Source organism: Pseudomonas syringae group sp. J254-4 (genome assembly GCF_032586855.1).
Lineage (GTDB): Bacteria > Pseudomonadota > Gammaproteobacteria > Pseudomonadales > Pseudomonadaceae > Aquipseudomonas > Aquipseudomonas amygdali.
Genome location: NZ_JAWHOO010000034.1, coordinates 34,070 through 52,076, shown reverse-complemented (window position 1 = coordinate 52,076; position 18,007 = coordinate 34,070). Strand labels below are relative to the sequence as shown.

Below are 18,007 nucleotides of genomic sequence, written 5' to 3'. Positions count from 1 at the left end.
CCCCGTAACCCCACCCGCATATCCGCCCCACTAGGCTGCTGATACAAGCTCAACCCGAACTCCGGCATCACCGTAATCAGATAATCAAAAATATCCCCCTGTATCCGCTCGTACTCCACCCACACCGTGGTGCGGGTGAAGCAGTAGATTTCCAGCGGAATGCCTTGTGAGGTGGGTTCGAGCTGACGAACCATGCAGGTCATGCCTGGATTGATGTCGACGTGGCTTTTCAGGTACGCCATGGCGTAGGCGCGGAAGGTGCCGATGTTGGTCATGCGTCGGCGGTTGGCGGACATTTGTGCGACGTTGCCTTGTGCCTGGTTCCAAGCCAGTAATTCGGCCTGTTTGCGGCCGATGTAGTCGGTGAGCAGGTGGATTTGCATCAGTTGTTGTTCTTCATCGTCGCGCACGAAGCGCACGCCGCTGGCGTCGATGAACAGGCTGCGTTTGATGCGCCGTCCGCCTGATTGCTGCATGCCGCGCCAGTTGCGGAACGACTCGGACATCAGGCGCCAGGTCGGGATGGAGACGATGGTTTTGTCGAAATTTTGCACCTTGACGGTGTGCAGGGTGATGTCCACCACGTCGCCGTCTGCGCCCACTTGTGGCATTTCGATCCAGTCGCCGACGCGCAGCATGTCGTTGCTGGTCAGCTGCACACTGGCGACGAAGGAGAGCAGGGTGTCCTTATAGACCAACAGGATGACCGCCGACATGGCGCCAAGGCCGGACAGCAGTAGCAGGGGCGAACGGTCGATCAGGGTGGCGACGATGATGATCCCGGCGAAGACGTAAAGGATCATCTTCGACAGTTGCACGTAACCCTTGATGGAGCGCGTGCGGGCGTGTTCGGTGCGCGCGTAGATGTCCAGCAGGGCATTGAGCAGGGTGCCGATGGCTAATGTCATGAACAGGATGGTGAACGCCATGGCGATGTTGCCGATCACGTTGCGGCCCGCAGTGCTCAGGCCCGGGACCAGCGTGAGGCCGAACTGAATGACCAGTGACGGCACCATCTGCGCCAGTCGGTGAAAGACCTTGTTGTGGCGGAAGTCGTTGACCCAGTGCAGGGACGGCTGACGGCCGAGCATCTTGACGGCGTACAGCACCAGAAAGCGCGCCACGCGGCCAAGCACCAGTGCGGCGGTCAGCAACAGGATCAGCGCCAGCCCGGTGCGTACCCACGGGTGCTGATCGAGCATGTCCCAGATTTCCTGGGTCTTGAGCCAAAGCGAGTGAATATCCATAAAAGCATCGGGCCCGTTGAGCGAAGAGGGGGGCGTGATTAGAACATTTACCGGGTCGGACGGGGCGGCCCGTGAGCACGAAGTGCACGTCGGGCAATGATTTCAAATTGTATCGATTGCTGAAGTAGACTCGTCGCTCATTATCAAAGGAGTTGCGTCTTGCACCTATCCATCGTTCAACGCTGTGCGTCACGCCTTGGTTTGCAGGCCTTGTTGGTACTGGTCGGTCTGGCCTCGTCGACACTGGTGAGTGCCGCTGGTGCGTTACCGACCTACGGTGAAATGGATGCAGCAGGCTTTGCGGGCGGTCCGCGGGAGAACTATGCCCTGCAGGACTTTTCCGATAAATACCGTGCGACGCTGGATATTTCCGCCAAAGACGATGTGTTTCGTCCCGGCGTCATCAACGTGTACGACAAGGCCAGCGGTGCGGCCTTGATCCGCGTGCAGTCCGATGAACTGGTGCTCGGCACTGACCCCAAAACCGGCAAGGTCAAAACCAACGTGCATGAGTTGCCCTATGGCGAACAGAGCGTACTGATCTATCAGGATTTCAACTTCGATGGCATTAAGGACCTGGCCTTGATGGACGGGCAGAACAGCTGCTATCACGGCCCCTCGTATCAGGTCTTTCTCGGCACGGCCGATGGTTTTCTGCACAGCGATTCGTTCACCGAACTGGCGCAAAACAACTGCGGTCTGTTCAGCGTGGATGAGAAAGCCCACAAGATCGAGACCATGACCAAAAGTGGTTGTTGCTGGCACCAGATGTCCACTTACGGCATCCATAACGGTGAGCCGGTTCTGGAGACGCAAACAGTCATTGAACACACCGGCGGGTCGGGGCTGCCGACTGAAACAGTCAGTCGCAACCAGAATGGCAAGATGACGCACACCACCAGCATCGTCTGGGAGGAAGACCAGCAGCGTGAGATTCTCCTGTCGTTCAGGCTTGCGCCGTCCGGCAAGCGCATTGTGTTGTTCCGCTCAGGGGACGCAAGCCCGGTCTTCTACGCGGCCGTGGACAGCAAGAATCAGGTCGGGCTGCTGTTTCCCCAGGCTGAAGGTGAGCAACTGAAGTACGACGCTGCCAGTCACGTAGTGAGCTTCGTGCGCGGCGACACCGCTTACCGGATCGTGGGTGACGCAAAGGGTGCGCCCACCGCCATGCAAGTGGTGGTGCGTGGCAAGACCACCGAGCTGAAACTGCTTGCCGAGCCTGCTCAAGGTTCGCTGAACAAGGTCGCGGATGCGTTGAAAGCCGCGCAGTAATCAGGCGGCGGGGTGCTAGCCCCGATACCTCACCGCCTCAACAAACGCGCTGAATGCCGGCGACGCCTGTCGCCGGTTCGGGTAGTACAAGTGAAAACCTTCGAAGTAAGGGCTCCAGTCGACCAGCACTTCTTTCAGGCGGCCGCTGGCGATGTGCGGCTCGGCCATGGAGTCCGGCACGTAGGCCAGGCCCACGCCGTCCAGTGCGGCGTTGAGCACATGGATCATGCTGTTCGACGTAAATTGCCCGTTGACCCGTAGGTTGAGCTTGCGGCTGTCCTTCTCGAACTCCCAGGCATAGCAGCTGCCGTTCGGCGAGTGGCGGATGTTGATGCAGGTGTGTTGAGTCAGGTCCTGAGGCTGCAGCGGGACGGGATGTCGCTCGAAGTAGGCCGGCGAGCCGACCACTGACAAGCGCCAGTCAGGCCCAAGCCGCACGGCGATCATGTCCTTGCTGATGGATTCACCCAGACGGATGCCTGCATCGAAACGTTCGCTGACAATATTGGTGAAGCCGTAGTCGATGCAGATCTCGATCTGGATATCCGGGTATTGCGCGAGAAACCCTGCAAGCATGGGCCGGATAATGCCTTCGGCGGCGTCATCGGAGCAGGTAATGCGAATGGTGCCGGCGGGCTTGTCGCGCAGTTCGCCCAGCACTTCAACTTCTGCGGCAATTTGATCCAGCAGCGGCCCGATCGAGCGCATCAGCCGTTCGCCAGCCTCGGTCGGGGCCACGTTGCGGGTGGTTCTCGCCAGCAGGCGCAGGCCCATGCGCTCTTCAAGGCCGCGCAGGGTGTGGCTCAGGGCTGAAGGCGTAACGCCCAGCTTGGTGGCCGCCTTGGTAAAGCTCTGATCGCGTGCCACCTCTAGGAAGGCTTGCAGGTCATTGAGTTTGGGTGTGCTCATTACTGAATCCTTCTCACAAGCGCGTATAAATAGTGGTGTCTAATCATCCTAATACCTTTGCCCTAACCTGTGCCGACTCATTTTTAACGTCGCCAGGTCAGGACGCATGCAAGCATTTGATTCAACCCTGAAGCAGTCCGAAATAACCACTCATCCGCCAGCCTGGGGCGCCGTGTTTTCGATGGCGCTGTGTGTGATGGTGCTGATTGCGTCGGAGTTTATGCCGGTCAGCCTGCTGACACCCATCGCGCAGGACCTCGGTATCAGCCAGGGGCGGGCAGGGCAGGCGATTTCGATCTCCGGCTTTTTTGCCGTGCTGACCAGTCTGCTGAACACGCCGCTGACCGGGCATCTGGATCGCAAGCCTGTCCTGCTGGGCTTCAGCCTGTTGCTGCTGGTGTCCGGGGTGATCGTCACGCTGGCCTCCAGCGGCTGGTTGTTCATGGCGGGCCGTGCGTTGCTCGGGATTGCCATTGGCGGTTTCTGGTCGATGTCGACGGCGACCGTAATGAAGCTGGTGCCCGAAGAGTCTGTTTCCAAGGGCCTTGCACTGATCAACGGCGGTAATGCGCTGGCGGCGACGGTCGCCGCGCCATTGGGCAGCTTCATGGGCCAGTACATCGGTTGGCGCGGGGCGTTTTTCCTGGTCATCCCGCTCGCGGCGCTGGCGTTTGCTTGGCAGTGGCTGAGCCTGCCGGCCATGCGCAGCCAGCCGCACAACCGGGCACGCAATCCGTTCCGCCTGCTGCGTAACCCGCAAGTGGCCGTCGGCATGAGCGCGATCCTGTTGCTGTTCATGGGCCAGTTCGCCGTCTTCACCTACCTGCGCCCGTTTCTGGAAGAGATCACCGGGGTCAGCGTCAACACGTTGTCCCTGATGCTTTTGGCGCTGGGGGCCAGCGGGCTGGTCAGCACCTACCTGATCGGCAGGCTGCTGCACACAGGCCTGTATGCCTGCCTGATCGCCATTCCGTTGCTGATGGCGGTGCTGGCCGTGGCGCTGACCGGCCTAGGCCATTCACCTCAGTCCGTCGCCATTGTGCTTGCCGTCTGGGGGCTGATTGCCACACCTGCGCCGGTCGCCTGGGGCCTGTGGTTGAGCCGCACGCTACCCGACGATGCCGAGTCAGGCGGCGGCCTGATGGTGGCGACCATTCAATTGGCGATCACCGCCGGTGCCGGCATCGGCGGCGCGCTGTTCGACAGCCTCGGTTGGTGGAGCCCGTTCGCATTCGGTGGCGTGTTACTGGCGTGTTCGGCCGCGCTGGCCTGGACGGCGCGAGACAACGCGTCTCTGCAGGAAAGCAACACCGGTCAGGGCCGGGCAGATAAACGCGGGTCAATTTCTCAACGAGGTAACACGCCATGAAAAAGATTCTTTTGATGCTTGGGCTTTTAATCAGCTCATACGCTGCGACAGGAGCAGACATGTCTCACGGTGCCGATAATTTCTACACAAGCGACAAGGTCGTTGCGCAAAAAGTGCTGTTCAACAACCAGTACAAGATAAAAGTCGCGGGCAACCTGTTTATACCCAAAGGCTCGAACCCGAACGTTAAAGCTCCGGCAATCATCGTCGGCCATCCGATGGGGGCGGTGAAGGAGCAAAGCGCCAATCTGTACGCGCAGAAACTGGCAGAGCAGGGGTTTATCACCTTGTCGCTGGATTTGTCGTTCTGGGGCGGGAGCGAAGGCCAGCCGCGTAACGCCGTTTCACCCGATCTATACGCCGAAGACTTCAGCGCCGCAGTGGACTTTCTCGGCACCCAGACCTTTGTGGACAAGAATCGCATCGGGGTTCTGGGCATCTGCGGCAGTGGCAGCTTTGTCATCAGTGCCGCGAAGATCGACCCGCGCATGAAAGCTATCGCCACCGTCAGCATGTACGACATGGGGGCCGCCAATCGCAATTGCCTGAAACATTCGCAGACGCTGGCGCAGCGCAAGAAGATCATCGAGCAGGCGGCACTGCAGCGCGACGTGGAATACAGCGGCGGTGATACGGCCTACACCAGCGGCACCGTACACAAACTGACTGACACATCCGGGCCGATCGAACGCGAGTTCTATGATTTCTATCGCACGCCACGGGGCGAGTTCACGCCCGAAGGCCAGTCCCCCGAACTGACCACTCACCCGACGCTGACCAGCAACGTCAAGTTCATGAACTTCTATCCGTTCAACGACATCGAGACGATATCGCCACGCCCGATGCTGTTCATTGCCGGTTCGGCTGCGCACTCTCTGGAGTTCAGCGAAGAGGCCTACAAACTGGCCGGTCAGCCCAAGCAACTGATTATCGTACCGGGCGCGGGGCATGTGGACCTTTATGATCGAGTCGATCTCATCCCGTTCGACAAGCTGGGTGAGTTCTTCAAGAAAAACCTGAAGTAATCAGCCCGTCCTGAATACTTCAAAAGGCCCTGCAACAGCAGGGTCTTTTTCGTCGTCAGCCTTTTGCGACTTCAAATCTGACCGCCACTGCACCCTGGTGACAGAAACTGTCCCTCTCCCCACTTAACATGGCACGGACAAGGCAAAGCCCTTGATGAGCGCTTGATGCAGCGGAGACTGTTGTTGCCTTGGCAATTGAATCAGTAGCTGATTGAGGAGATCACCATGTCCAGTGTTGAGCCGCTTGATCCGTCGTTTCCATTAAGCCAACAGATGGGAATCGATGCTGCCCCCATCGTATTAATCAACGTCTGCACTATGTCAGCTGAGGACGAAGCAGCCTTTCTCATCGCGTGGGCAACTGACGCTGCGTTCATGAAAAAACAGCCTGGCTTCATCTCGACGCAGCTGCATCGCGCGCTGGGAGACAGCCCAACGTATCTCAACTACGCAGTGTTCGAGTCTGCGCAGTCCTGGCGCACCGCTTTCAAACACCCCGACTTCCGCGAGATCACCAAGGCCCATCCGCCATCGGCGGTATTTCGCCCGCATCTGTTTCAAAAAGTCGCTGTAGCGAATTTATGCACAGCCTAACGACGGGAATTCCACTCCCGACAGTTATTGACGCAGTAAGAGGAATACTTATGAAAGCCGTTCAGTTCAACGAATATGGTGGCACCGATGTATTGAAGATCGTCGACATAGACCCTCCGCACGCTGGGCCGGGTGAGGTGCGCATTAAAGTGCAGGCGGTCGGTGTCAATCCCATCGATTGGAAAATACGCGCGGGGTATGTTCATGACTTCATGCCCGTTACCTTTCCCGCCGGGGTTGGCTCAGAGGCGGCAGGCATCATTGATGAGGTCGGTGAGGGTGTTTCAGGATTTGCAGTCGGTGACGTCGTTTTTGGCTACGGACGAAATACTTTGGCGGAACAGGCAGTCCTGAGAAGTTGGGCGTCTGTGCCGCGCAACATGCCAATCGAGGTGGCAGGTGGTTTGCCTGTCATTGTTGAAACTGCGACCCGCATCCTCGATCACGTCAATATCAAAGCTGGCGAAACACTCCTGATAACGGGCGCGGCAGGTGGTGTCGGGTCTGCCGCCATCCAGATGGCACTGCATCGCGGTGCCATCGTGATCGGTACGGCGAGTGCTCCCAAGCATGAGTACCTTCGCAGCCTGGGCGCTGTGCCGACCACCTACGAACCCGGCCTTGCCGCCAGAGTCCAGGCCTTGGCACCCAACGGCGTCAATGCCGCGCTGGACCTGGCCGGAGCTGGCAGCGTGCCTGAACTGGTTGCCATTGTCGGTGATGCCAGCCGGGTCGTGTCCATTTCTGATGTGTCGGCCCCGCAGCATGGCGTGGTTTTCTCCGCGAAATCGCTCGACCATCCCGAGCGGGCATTTAAAGAAGCGGCGCACTTGTATGAGGTGGGAGCGCTTGATCTGCGTATCGAGCAAACCTTTTCGCTCGGGGAAGTTGCCAATGCTCAAGCGATCAGCGCCGCCGGGCGCGTGACCGGCAAGCTCGTCATTACGCTGGCTTGATCAAAACACCGGGTCGCGGCCTGTGTCTGGCGGGGCGAAGATTGCGAGGGCGGCTGCTTGTATCAGCAGGTCTCGCCCCGGACGTTGCACGGCAGAATCTCCAGTGCTCGCCACTCTTTGATAAGTTGGCGGCGGTTGCGCGTGTAGCGTTCAGTCAGCACGTGCGCCTGCGCGATGTCATCCATGTCGATCACCCGGTAACGGCTGTCGCCCTCACACCAGACCGCCAAATGACGCCTGGACTCGATGAAGCCGAGCATGATCGGCCAGATGATCTGCGGGTCCTTGGGCGCGTGCTCTATCGAAAGCGTGATGCTCAGCTTGCACTGGTCGCGCAGCGCACGGCGGATCTCACTCAGGTCGATGGTCGTTGCAACGCTGAGCGGTTTGCTGATGTAGAACGTTTCGTCTTCCAGTGTCGGGCGCATCTCCACAGGCAACACGGCGCTAATTTTGGCCAGGGCATTTTTTACGGCGAAGGCGAACTTGTCGTCTGTCTGGCGACTGACCCACTGCGCGCCGATCATCAGCGCCTGCACTTCTTCCTCCGTGAACGACAATGGAGGCAATAGAAAACCGGGCTTGAGGATGTACCCCAGGCCCGGCTCGCCGTCGATATCAGCACCCATGCCTTGCAGGGTCGCAACGTCGCGGCGGATGGTGCGCAGAGAAACGCCCAGTTCCTGCGCAAGAGACGCGCCTGATACCGTTCTGCGATGCCGACGAAGCGCTTGCATCAATTCAAACAAACGATGACTTCTGGCCATGCCTACTCCATCGCGATAACACCTTTGCCACCGAGCTTGCGACCTTTCTCAAGTTCGTTGATCAGTGTGATTGCGCTGCTCAAGGGAACCACTTCACCCACCGGGATCTTGAAGGTGCCCCTGCTGGCGGCTTCGGCCAGCTTATCCAGAATCTCGACGCGTGGCGAACCTATGATGGGCTTGAGCCTGCGATCGAAGAGGGCGCGTATGAACTTGCCGGGGCCAGGATTCAGGTCCAGAAACACCCCGCCCGGTCGTAGCATCTCAACGCCTTCCGATACCGTCAGCGTGGCGGCGGTGTCGTACACCACGTCGAAACGTGCGGGAATAGCCGATACGTGGGTGGTTCTATAGTCGTAAACATTCAGCACGCCCAGCGCCTTCGCCCGGTCGAAATCCCCGGCACTGCAACTGCCTGAAACCGTAGCGCCGAAGTAACGCGCGATCTGCACCGCTGCTTCGCCGACCGCTCCCGAGCAGCCGTTGATGAACACATGCTGGCCTGCCTGCAGCTTCGCTTTGTCGATCAGCCCATTCCAGGCGGTGATGCCCGGCGTGCCGATGCAGGCTGCATCTTCGAAAGAGAGCGACTCGGGTTTTTTAGCCAAAAACGTTTCTTTTGTCACGACAGCCTGACCAAATGCGCCGCTTTCCTTGAAACGTGCAAGCCCCAGCACCGCATCGCCGACCTTGAGCCGAGTGACATCCGCGCCAACCGTGATGACGGTACCCGAGAAGTCCATGCCCATCGCCCGGGGAAACGCGTTGCCCGTGACGATCTTCATCATCCCGTTGCGCAGTTTCCAGTCGATTGGATTAATAGCCGCAAACCTGACCTGTACAGCCACCTCGCCTTTTCCGGGCGCGGACAACTCGAAATTATCGAGCCGCATCAACTCCGGCCCCCCGTATTTGCTGTATTGAATCCGCTGCATCAGTCATCTCCCCCGGTGAGTGTGGAGATGACAGTACACAGCGACAGGGACAGTTTTTGTCACCATGATTAGCCGGAGCAGCCTGTATCACCCCGCCATGCGACGCCCCCGCAACGCGTTCATGCATTCACGCCCTGCGTCCTCGGCCGTTTGCAGCACCGAATGGCTGCTGTTTTCGATGATCCAGGTCAGCATCCGCACCTGACTCGTAGCCTGGCTGCCGCCGTGCATGCGATTCAGAGTTTCACGTTGTTTGAGCATGGCTTTCATGCGTGTGGCCAGCAGAAAGATGTCGTCGATGAAACCGTCTTCGACGTTGTCGTGATGCTCGATGCCCAGACCTGTTGCGTCGTGGTCGATGCGCAGGTGGTAGTGCATCGCCCCGGTGGCGTCTTCGCTGCCGAACAGTGCGATGACGAAACCTTTGCCCAGCAGGGTGCGCAGGGCGTGCTGGATGATTTCCTGCACATCGGGGGTGATCTGCCTGACTTCGCGGCTCATGTAACGACTCCTGACCTGATGAGTAGTGCAGGCAGTATTCAACGACGGGATGTAAAGCGCGGTCCGGGCCAGGTAATGCTGGGTAAAGACCGCCTTGTTCATGCTGTAAAAGGTCCGCCTCAAAAGGTCTGGCCCAGCGAGAACTGGAACACTTGGGTCTCGGCGTCTTCGGGCTTTTTGATCGGCACGGCGAGGTCGAAGCTCAGGGGGCCGAGCGGCGAGTACCAGGTCACGCCGACGCCGACCGAACTGGCCATCTGGTCGATATTGATGTTGCCGCAGTTCTGCGTGGTGGTCAGGTAGCACTTGTCCGCGTAAACCGTGCCGAAGTCCCAGAACAGCGAGGTGCGCAGGGATTTCTGGTCTTTGACGAAGGGCATCGGGAACAGGTATTCCATGCCGCCGGTGATCAGGATGTTGCCGCCCAGCGCTTCGGTGTCGCGGTCGGAATAGTAGATTTGCCCCTGACTGGCGTAGGTGCCGGTGGCCGGGGTATTGCGTGGTCCCAGCGTGCCGTCCTTGAAGCCGCGTACCGTGGCCTGGCCGCCCGCCGTATAGTTTTCGTAGAACGGTAGGCCATCGGTGTCGCCGTAACCATTGCCGTAGCCCAGTTTGGTATGCAGGCGCAGCGAGGTGGTGTCGCTGAGCGGCAGGAAGGTCTGGCCGTTGTAGTCGAGTTTGTAGAACTGCAGGTCACTGCCCGGCACGGTGCTGGTCAGGGTCAGGCTTTGTGAGTGACCGCGAGTGGCCAGCACGCCTTTGTTGAGGGTCGATTCCGACCAGCCGACGCTGGCCTTGAGGTTGGTGAACGCATCACCCTCACGCTCGATGAAGTCATAGATCTCGTCGGCGCTGTAGCTGCCGGGGTCGAGGGTGTCGTGCTGGATCGACAAACCGTAGGTCAGGCGCGAGGTTTCGCTGATCGGATAGCCGAGGTTGACCCCCGCACCGACGCTGTTGAGCGAGTAGTAGGAGACCTCGTCGCTGTCATCGTAATACTTGCTGTAATCAGTGGCGTTGTAAAAAACGTTGTAGCCCAGGCTCACCCCGTCAGGCGTGAAGTACGGGTTGGTGAACGCGAAGTTGTACTTGGTCTGATACTCGGAGCGAGTCATGCCAAGGCTGGCGAAGTTGCCGGTGCCGAGGATGTTGTTCTGCGAGATGGAGCCGCCGAGTATCAGCCCGGCGCTTTGCGAGAAGCCTACGCTGGCGGTGATGTTGCCTGAGGCCTGTTCTTCGACGGCGTAGTTGATGTCCACCTGGTCGTCGGTGCCCGGCACAGCAGGCGTTTCGACGTTCACTTCCTTGAAGAAACCGAGACGCTCCAGGCGCACCTTCGACTGGTCGATCAGGTAGGTCGAGGCCCAGCCGCCTTCCATCTGACGCATTTCACGACGCAGCACCTCATCGGCAGTCTTGGTATTGCCGCGAAAGTTGATGCGGTTTGCGTAGGCCCGCTTGCCGGGGTCGACCATAAAGCTGATGTCTACGGTATGGTCGGCATCGTTGGCTTTCGGCACGCCATTGACGTTGGCGAATGTGTAGCCATCGTTGCCCAGACGACGGGTGATCAGGTTGGTGGTGTCAGTCATGACCTTGCGTGAAAACACCTGGCCCGGTTTGACCAGAATCAGTTGTTCGAGCTGGTCCTTCGGCACTTTCAGGTCACCGCCCAGCTTGACGCTGCCCACCGTATACCGGTCGCCTTCGGTGATGTTGACGGTAATGAACACGCCTTTCTTGTCAGGCGTCAGCGACACCTGCGTCGAGTTGATATCCATGTTGATGTAGCCGCGGTCCAGGTACCAGGAGCGCAGTCGTTCCAGGTCGCCGGAAAGTTTTTCGCGGGCGTACTTGTCATCGTTCTTGAAAAACGACAGCCAGTTACTGGTCTTGAGCTGAAACTGGTCGGCCAGCTCCTCATCTGAAAACACCGTATTGCCGACCACATTGATGTGCTGGATAGACGCCACGGTGCCTTCATCAATGGTTATTTTCAGCGCGATGCGGTTGCGCGGCGCAGGTAACGCTTCGGTATCGACTGAGGCACTATAGCGGCCTTGAGAGACGTATTGACGTTGCAGTTCATTGCGCACGCCTTCCAGGGTAGCGCGCTGGAAGATTTCACCTTCACTGAGGCCCGACTGCTTCAGCCCTTTCATCAGGTCGTCGGTGCTGATTGCCTTGTTGCCGATAATCTCGATGCTGGCGATGGACGGGCGTTCGACGACATTGATCACCAGCACGTTGCCGTCGCGGGCAATGTTGATGTCTTGAAAGAAACCGGTCTTGAACAGTGAGCGCGACGCGTCGGCCAGACGCTGTTCATCGGCCTGATCGCCGACATTGAGCGGCAGCGCAGCGAATACGCTGCCGGCAGACACCCGTTGCAGGCCGTTGACGCGGATGTCCGAGATGGAAAAAGTGTCGGCATGTACCAGCGGGACGCTGAATAACAGGCAGAACGAGAGAAGCAGACGCGAAGAAATCATCAAACCCTTTCCAGAAAGCGGCGACAAAGGCATTTGAGCGCTGCCGATGACACGCCAGAAAGGGCCGGTCCGGCGGGCGCTGTTGGCTGCGCAGCATAGGGGGAGGGCATGTTGGGGACGGTTAACGCGGTGTAAGGTTAGGTAAAGATCATCAGGCCTGGCTGACACGCTGCAGCGCCGCCGGGATAATCGCCAACCACCAATCAAGGGCCTGCCATGACTCGCGTATTGCTTGTCGACGATGATCGGGAGCTGACGGAAATGCTCAGCCAGTACCTGACCCGTGAAAGCTTCGACGTGACCTGCACCAACAGCGCTGAAGAGGGCGAGGTTGAAGCCTTGTCCGGCCGTCACGACATTGTCGTGCTGGACATCATGATGCCGCGCCTATCCGGGATCGAAGTGCTTCGGCGCATCCGTGCGCAAAGCCAGGTGCCGGTGATTCTGCTGACGGCCCGTGGCGACAATATCGATCGTATTTCCGGGCTGGAACTGGGCGCTGACGATTACGTGCCCAAGCCCAGTTCACCGGGCGAACTGGTGGCGCGCCTGCGGGCGATCATGCGCAGGGTGAGGGCGGTGCCGGTGGTCGAGACGGTCAGGGAGGTGATTCAGGCCGGTGAACTGACGCTCTGGCCGGGCAAACGTGAAGCACGCTGGCAGGGCGTCACGCTGGAGCTGACCGGCAACGAGTTCTGCCTGCTGGAGGAGCTGGCGCGTCATGCCGGGCAACTGGTCAGTAAGCAGAACCTGTCAATGAACGCACTGGGGCGGCCGCTGGCCCGCTACGATCGCAGCATCGATGTGCACATCAGCAGCATTCGCCACAAACTCGGGCCGCGCAACGATAACCAGAGCTGGATACAGAGCGTGCGCAATCTGGGCTATATGTTGATCACGCCATGAGACCGAGCCGGTTGTTCTGGAAGCTGTTTCTGGCGTTCTGGCTGGCGACCAGTATGACCTTCATGGTCGGTGCGGGCTTGTTCATGCTGTCCCGGTCGGGACCGGGTGATCCCTCTTTCAGCACCGTGTTCGACAACGAAGTGCGCATGCTTCAGCAGTCGGGCATTCCCGCAGGGCAGGCGTTACTCGATGCCTGGCAGCCTGACGGGCAGGACCGGGTCGGGCTGTACGATGAAAAGGGCCGGTTGCTGGCGGGCAAGCCGGTAGATAACCCCCGTTTCGAACTGGCCGTGCACACGCGGGAAGGCGCAGTTGTAAACATCAGGGCCACCCAGCGACCCAACCACGAAGACCGGCCTTCCCACCTTAACCCGCTGATCACCGGCACCATCATGAGTGCGCTGTTCAGCTGGTTCCTCAGTGCTTATCTGGTGGCACCGCTGATTAAGTTGCGTGAGGCGATGGGCAAGGTCGCCAGAGGTCGCTTCGACACCAGGGTGAAACCCGATATGGGCCGACGGCGCGATGAAATCGTTGATCTGGCCGAGGACTGCGACCGTATGGCCAATCAGCTCAAAGTCATGGCCGACTCTCAACAGCAACTATTGCATGACATTTCCCATGAGCTGCGTTCGCCGCTGACGCGCATGAGTGCCGCCATCGGCCTGCTGCGCCAGGCACCGACGCAACTGGACATGCTCGAACGCATTGAGCGCGAATCGGAGCGAATGGACTCGCTGATCGAAGAATTGCTGACCCTGGCGCGCATGCAGAGCGATGTCGAAAGCCTGACCCGCGACCAGGTCGATGTCATCAGTCTGCTGGCAGCCATCGTCGAAGATGCCGAATTCGAGGCCGGACTGAAGCAGTGTCGGGTCAGGCTGCAGGCCCCCGAACCTTTTGTGGCACAAATCGACAGCGAATTGCTTTACCGGGCCTTCGAAAACGTGATCCGTAATGCGGTTCGCCACACGGCGGTGGGCACTGATGTGGTGGTGGTCGCCAATGTTCAGGCGCAGCCGCCGGGCTTGACGGTCAATGTCATTGATCAGGGGCCGGGTGTGGATGCCGATTGCCTGCAACGTATTTTTCAGCCCTTCGAGCGCGGTCCGGAGAATGCCGCGCAGGGCTTTGGTCTGGGCCTGGCCATCGCCCTGCGGGCTATCGAAATGCACGGCGGGCAGATCGCCGCACGCAATCGGCCTGGCGGTGGGTTGGTGGTGGATATTGTGCTGCCGGTGTGCTGAGGCGTGCTGGTTGATCACCTTCAGCGGTTCGAATGTGCTGCTTGCGGCGGTGCTTCTCCGGGCAATTCATAAACAAAATCGACCTTTGTTGGTAAAGAAACTCGGCCCCGGCGCTCGAAACCGTTACGCTATGCGGCTGTATTTTTGTTTTTCGTCGAGGTAGCACCCGTGTTTTCCGAATTCGCCCTGCACGAACGCCTGCTTAAAGCTGTGGCCGAGCTTAAATTTGTCGAGCCTACGCCTGTGCAGGCGGCCGCCATTCCGCTCGCACTGCAAGGGCGTGACCTGCGGGTGACAGCGCAAACCGGTAGCGGCAAGACCGCGGCATTTGTGCTGCCGATCCTCAACCGCCTGATCGGCCCGGCCAAGGTCCGTGTCGATATCCGTGCGGTAATCCTGCTTCCTACCCGCGAGCTGGCTCAGCAGACGCTCAAGGAAGTCGAGCGCTTCTCGCAGTTCACTTTCGTCAAGGCCGGTTTGATCACTGGTGGTGAGGACTTCAAGGTTCAGGCCGCGATGCTGCGCAAGGTGCCGGACATTCTGATCGGCACGCCGGGGCGTCTGCTGGAGCAACTGAACGCTGGCAACCTGGACCTCAAGCACGTTGAAGTGCTGGTGCTGGACGAAGCCGACCGCATGCTGGACATGGGCTTCTCTGAAGACGTCGAGCGTCTGGCAGGCGAATGTGCCGGTCGCGAGCAGACCATGCTGTTCTCCGCAACCACCGGTGGTGCCGGCCTGCGTGAAATGATCGGCAAGGTGCTCAAGGATCCGCAGCATCTGCAAGTGAACAGCGTCAGTGAGCTGGCTTCCGGCACACGCCACCAGATCATCACCGCCGACCACAACGTGCACAAAGAGCAGGTGCTGAACTGGCTGCTGGCCAACGAGACCTACCAGAAAGCCATTATCTTCACCAATACCAAGGCTATGGCCGACCGTCTGTATGGCCGTCTGGTGGCGCTGGAATACAAGGCGTTCGTGCTGCACGGCGACAAGGACCAGAAGGACCGCAAGGCGGCCATCGACCGTCTGAAGCAGGGCGGTGCCAAGATCATGGTCGCGACCGATGTGGCGGCTCGCGGTCTTGATGTTGAAGGTCTGGACATGGTGATCAACTTCGACATGCCACGCAGCGGTGACGATTACGTCCACCGCGTCGGCCGTACCGGCCGTGCGGGCAGCGATGGTCTGGCGATCTCGCTGATCTGTCATGGCGACTGGAACCTGATGTCGAGCGTCGAGCGCTACCTCAAGCAGAGCTTTGAGCGTCGTGTCATCAAGGAAGTCAAAGGCACCTACGGCGGGCCGAAGAAGGTCAAGGCTTCCGGCAAGGCTGTAGGCGTGAAGAAGAAAAAGACCGACGCCAAGGGCGACAAGAAAAAGACAGCGGCCAAGGGGCCGACCAAGCGCAAGACGGTCAACCGTCCCAAGTCCGATCTGGTCAGCCAGGACGGCATGGCTCCGCTGAAAAAACGCAGCACCCCGGCTCCTGCTGCCGAGTGATTGCAATGATCGCTCCCGCGCAGGCGGGAGCGGTCAGCTTCTCCTCAGTCTGACCCGTGCAGACAGCCCCCGTTATACCTTCCGGCAGCTTCTCTGAACCGCGACAAACCCCGCAGGTCACATTTTCTGAGTCGTATGCCTGTGGCTGGATGTCATGGGCGATCAATCCATGCTGGACGGAGGTTTAGAAAAATGACTTACAACTGGGACCTTATCGAGCGTTTGTTGCACGAAGTGCAGAACGACGGCACCAAATCGACAGCCACTGAGTTTGAGACACTGCTTAATCGCGGCTTCGTCGAACCTCGTCCTGGCGAGGAGGGCGGTGATGGCTCGAGTTACATGCTGACGAAGCGCGGCGCAAGCCTGCTTTCTTTGATCGACAGCAGCATTCCGGGAAATGATCACCCACGGCAGGTACTGAATGAGCAGGCAGGCGACCCGCTTGACCCCGCGCTCTTCGACACCATCGCTAAAAAGCCACAGATTGCCTGATACCCGAGATGCTCTGCGTGCCGATTCAACACCGGACGCAGAGCGTCCGGAAAGGCATGCCCACGCGGAGCATGGGCACGATAGCAGGAGGGCGTGGGCGCGATGGTGGGAGTGCTATCGGATCACTGTTGTGACTTCAGGCAATCCAGATCAGTGAAGTCCTTGCGCATGTCGGCGATGCGGCTCAGCAGTTTTGCACGCTGTTCCGGTGTGCTCATGGCGGTAACGTCGACAATCAGCGATATCGCCGCTTTCTCGGTCTGGTCATAGGCCTTGCGATATTCGGGCGTCCAGAAGGTCTCACGGTCTTGCAACAGTGCGGCGATGCGCTGCGGGAAATCGCTGGCCTGACGCTGTTGCACAGTAGCCAGAAACAGGTTCTGCCAGCGAGTACGGTTTTCAATCCACGCCTTGTTTTGCTCGCCAAGCGAGGCGGACCAGGCCTGGATTCGATCTTTCTGCGCCTGATTCAGCTTGCCGATCCACGGCGTCAGGCGTTTTTGCATGCGGTCGGCGCGCTCGGCAACCTGGCGTTCCAGTGGTTGCTCAAGGTATTTGTTTTCACGTTTGCGCTGATCCTTGGCGAACGACTCCTGCATCTCCTGCACTTGCTTGTCATCAAAGCGCGAGAGCAATTCCACAGCAGACGGGGTAATTTCCTTCGATATTTTCGCTATCGCCTCTTTGGCTTCGCGAGTGCGGGCCTCCAGCCCCTCGTACGTCACCTGGTCGGTTTTGACCATGTCCTCAAGCTTGTCCAGCCAGGTCAGATACTCCGGCAACTGGGTACTGCAATGCCAGCTCAAGTGTTGCTTGAGCCGCACATCCAGCCAGCTTTTCTGTTCCGAGTTCATGTCCAGGTAGTCGCTGAGCGTCCACGGGATGATGACGTCGAGATTGCGATACGCCAGTCCAACCTGATTGCATCCTGCAAGCAGCGCAACGGTCATCAACAGGGTGATGAGGGCTTTGAATAAAGACTGCATGACAACTCCTTGGCGTACTGACGTGCAGTAGAGGAGTGTAGCGTCTGGCAGTTCAACCGGTTTGAGCCTTTAAAAGAACGAGCGCACCGCTTTGAGCGTAAACGTCCCTTCACAGCGAGCGTTGTGGCCGCTGTAGACACTGCAATCGCCGCCGCTCAGGCTTGAGCCGCTGTAGATGAGGTTCATGTCAATGCCCAGCCAGGGGCGTGACAGGTTCAGCGACCAGTCGTTGAAACCGTTGATCAACCCGCCGTCGGCGGAAGATTGCGGGGTATCAAACTGATGATTGGCGTACTGCATGCGCACGCCCACACCCAGTTGCTCGATAGCCCCCAGGTCGACAAATACCGTGCTGTCGCGTGTGCCGACATCGTTACTGAATGCTGCGCCGATGCGGCTGTCTCGCATGCGCAGTCCGGCGTAGAACTCGTGACTGTCGATCTGGCTGGTATCGGGGTAGCTGTAACGAATCATCCCCAGTTCATAGCCCAAGGTATTATCGAAGGGTTTCTTGAAGCCCATGTAGGAGTCAAGTTCCATCCCGGAATCGGAAGCAAACCCCATGTTCGGTGCCCACTGGCCGAAGTAGAAGCCGCTCTCGTGGGTCAGGTCCAGCCCGCCATGAAAGGAGCCCGAGCCGCCGCTCGGCGTCACCAGGCCTTGCGCCATGCTGCGCGTGGGCGTAGTTGCCAGTTTCAGGTCGAAGTCGCCCAAGTCCCGCTCCAGAACCTGGGCAGAGACGGACTGACAGACAAGCATGGCGCTGAAAGACAGCACATGTAAGCGAGGGCTGAGCATGG

General features: G+C 59.1%; 17 protein-coding genes. 9 read left to right on the top strand and 8 right to left on the bottom strand.

The genetic code is table 11. The features are described from left to right. The coding region (locus RYB09_RS26290; protein ID WP_316890875.1) for a mechanosensitive ion channel family protein at nucleotides 1-1,247 on the bottom strand (1,247 nt) is incomplete at its 3' end. 159 nt (nucleotides 1,248-1,406) lie between these two features. Here RYB09_RS26290 and RYB09_RS26285 point away from each other — a divergent pair. After that, nucleotides 1,407-2,519: an XAC2610-related protein gene (locus RYB09_RS26285; protein WP_058400116.1), complete on the top strand. Its 1,113-nt coding sequence runs from the start codon at nucleotides 1,407-1,409 to the stop codon at nucleotides 2,517-2,519. Nucleotides 2,520-2,534: 15 nt separating this feature from the next. On the opposite strand, the gene RYB09_RS26280 is transcribed toward RYB09_RS26285, so the two are convergent. Continuing rightward, the gene (locus RYB09_RS26280; RefSeq protein WP_058400117.1) at nucleotides 2,535-3,428 is read right to left on the bottom strand and encodes a LysR family transcriptional regulator; all 894 of its coding nucleotides are present in this window, start codon (nucleotides 3,426-3,428) and stop codon (nucleotides 2,535-2,537) included. 106 nt (nucleotides 3,429-3,534) lie between these two features. On the opposite strand from RYB09_RS26280, the gene RYB09_RS26275 reads away from it, so the two are divergent. The 4 genes from RYB09_RS26275 to RYB09_RS26260 all read left to right on the top strand — a co-directional run bounded on the left by RYB09_RS26275 (nucleotide 3,535) and on the right by RYB09_RS26260 (nucleotide 7,372). Further along, a complete protein-coding gene (locus RYB09_RS26275; protein WP_316890871.1) occupies nucleotides 3,535-4,797 on the top strand; it encodes an MFS transporter in 1,263 nt (420 codons plus the stop codon). Beyond that, nucleotides 4,794-5,822: an alpha/beta hydrolase gene (locus RYB09_RS26270; RefSeq protein ID WP_316890869.1), complete on the top strand. Its 1,029-nt coding sequence runs from the start codon at nucleotides 4,794-4,796 to the stop codon at nucleotides 5,820-5,822. The genes RYB09_RS26275 and RYB09_RS26270 overlap by 4 nt, the downstream gene beginning before the upstream one ends. Nucleotides 5,823-6,047: 225 nt before the next feature. After that, nucleotides 6,048-6,416, top strand: a complete 369-nt coding sequence (locus RYB09_RS26265; RefSeq protein WP_122258307.1) for an antibiotic biosynthesis monooxygenase family protein — start codon at nucleotides 6,048-6,050, stop codon at nucleotides 6,414-6,416. Between the two features lie 50 nt (nucleotides 6,417-6,466). Continuing rightward, nucleotides 6,467-7,372, top strand: a complete 906-nt coding sequence (locus tag RYB09_RS26260) for an NADP-dependent oxidoreductase (protein WP_122280389.1) — start codon at nucleotides 6,467-6,469, stop codon at nucleotides 7,370-7,372. A 62-nt stretch (nucleotides 7,373-7,434) separates the two neighbouring features. Here the strand turns inward: RYB09_RS26260 and RYB09_RS26255 are convergent, their stop codons facing one another. From RYB09_RS26255 to bamA, 4 genes are all read right to left on the bottom strand, one after another. Beyond that, complete coding sequence (locus RYB09_RS26255; protein WP_058408505.1) at nucleotides 7,435-8,139, bottom strand: helix-turn-helix transcriptional regulator; 705 nt, start codon at nucleotides 8,137-8,139, stop codon at nucleotides 7,435-7,437. Nucleotides 8,140-8,141: 2 nt separating this feature from the next. Further along, nucleotides 8,142-9,074 carry an NAD(P)-dependent alcohol dehydrogenase gene (locus tag RYB09_RS26250; RefSeq protein ID WP_122258309.1) on the bottom strand — a complete coding sequence of 311 codons (933 nt, stop codon included), beginning with the start codon at nucleotides 9,072-9,074 and terminating at the stop codon, nucleotides 8,142-8,144. 87 nt (nucleotides 9,075-9,161) lie between these two features. Continuing rightward, nucleotides 9,162-9,575 (bottom strand): hypothetical protein, encoded by a 414-nt coding sequence (locus tag RYB09_RS26245; RefSeq protein ID WP_122258310.1) that lies wholly within the window; start codon nucleotides 9,573-9,575, stop codon nucleotides 9,162-9,164. A 119-nt stretch (nucleotides 9,576-9,694) separates the two neighbouring features. After that, nucleotides 9,695-12,067: an outer membrane protein assembly factor BamA gene (gene bamA, locus RYB09_RS26240; protein ID WP_122258311.1), complete on the bottom strand. Its 2,373-nt coding sequence runs from the start codon at nucleotides 12,065-12,067 to the stop codon at nucleotides 9,695-9,697. A gap of 216 nt (nucleotides 12,068-12,283) precedes the next feature. Between bamA and RYB09_RS26235 the strand changes: the two genes are divergently transcribed. The 4 genes from RYB09_RS26235 (at nucleotide 12,284) to RYB09_RS26220 (ending at nucleotide 16,221) form a co-directional block, all read left to right on the top strand. Continuing rightward, nucleotides 12,284-12,973 (top strand): response regulator transcription factor, encoded by a 690-nt coding sequence (locus RYB09_RS26235; RefSeq protein WP_122258312.1) that lies wholly within the window; start codon nucleotides 12,284-12,286, stop codon nucleotides 12,971-12,973. An 11-nt stretch (nucleotides 12,974-12,984) separates the two neighbouring features. Further along, nucleotides 12,985-14,220: an ATP-binding protein gene (locus RYB09_RS26230; protein ID WP_193600944.1), complete on the top strand. Its 1,236-nt coding sequence runs from the start codon at nucleotides 12,985-12,987 to the stop codon at nucleotides 14,218-14,220. 168 nt (nucleotides 14,221-14,388) lie between these two features. Then, the gene (locus RYB09_RS26225) at nucleotides 14,389-15,726 is read left to right on the top strand and encodes a DEAD/DEAH box helicase (protein WP_002554408.1); all 1,338 of its coding nucleotides are present in this window, start codon (nucleotides 14,389-14,391) and stop codon (nucleotides 15,724-15,726) included. 192 nt (nucleotides 15,727-15,918) lie between these two features. Continuing rightward, a complete protein-coding gene (locus tag RYB09_RS26220) occupies nucleotides 15,919-16,221 on the top strand; it encodes a hypothetical protein (protein WP_058400127.1) in 303 nt (100 codons plus the stop codon). Between the two features lie 122 nt (nucleotides 16,222-16,343). On the opposite strand, the gene RYB09_RS26215 is transcribed toward RYB09_RS26220, so the two are convergent. Together RYB09_RS26215 and RYB09_RS26210 are read right to left on the bottom strand one after the other, a co-directional pair. Further along, nucleotides 16,344-17,207, bottom strand: coding sequence for a DUF6279 family lipoprotein (locus RYB09_RS26215; protein ID WP_002554406.1), 864 nt, complete (start codon nucleotides 17,205-17,207; stop codon nucleotides 16,344-16,346). Between the two features lie 69 nt (nucleotides 17,208-17,276). After that, on the bottom strand, nucleotides 17,277-18,005 hold the full coding sequence (locus RYB09_RS26210) for a TorF family putative porin (RefSeq protein WP_058408498.1): 729 nt from the start codon (nucleotides 18,003-18,005) through the stop codon (nucleotides 17,277-17,279). Between the last annotated feature and the right edge of the window lie 2 nt (nucleotides 18,006-18,007).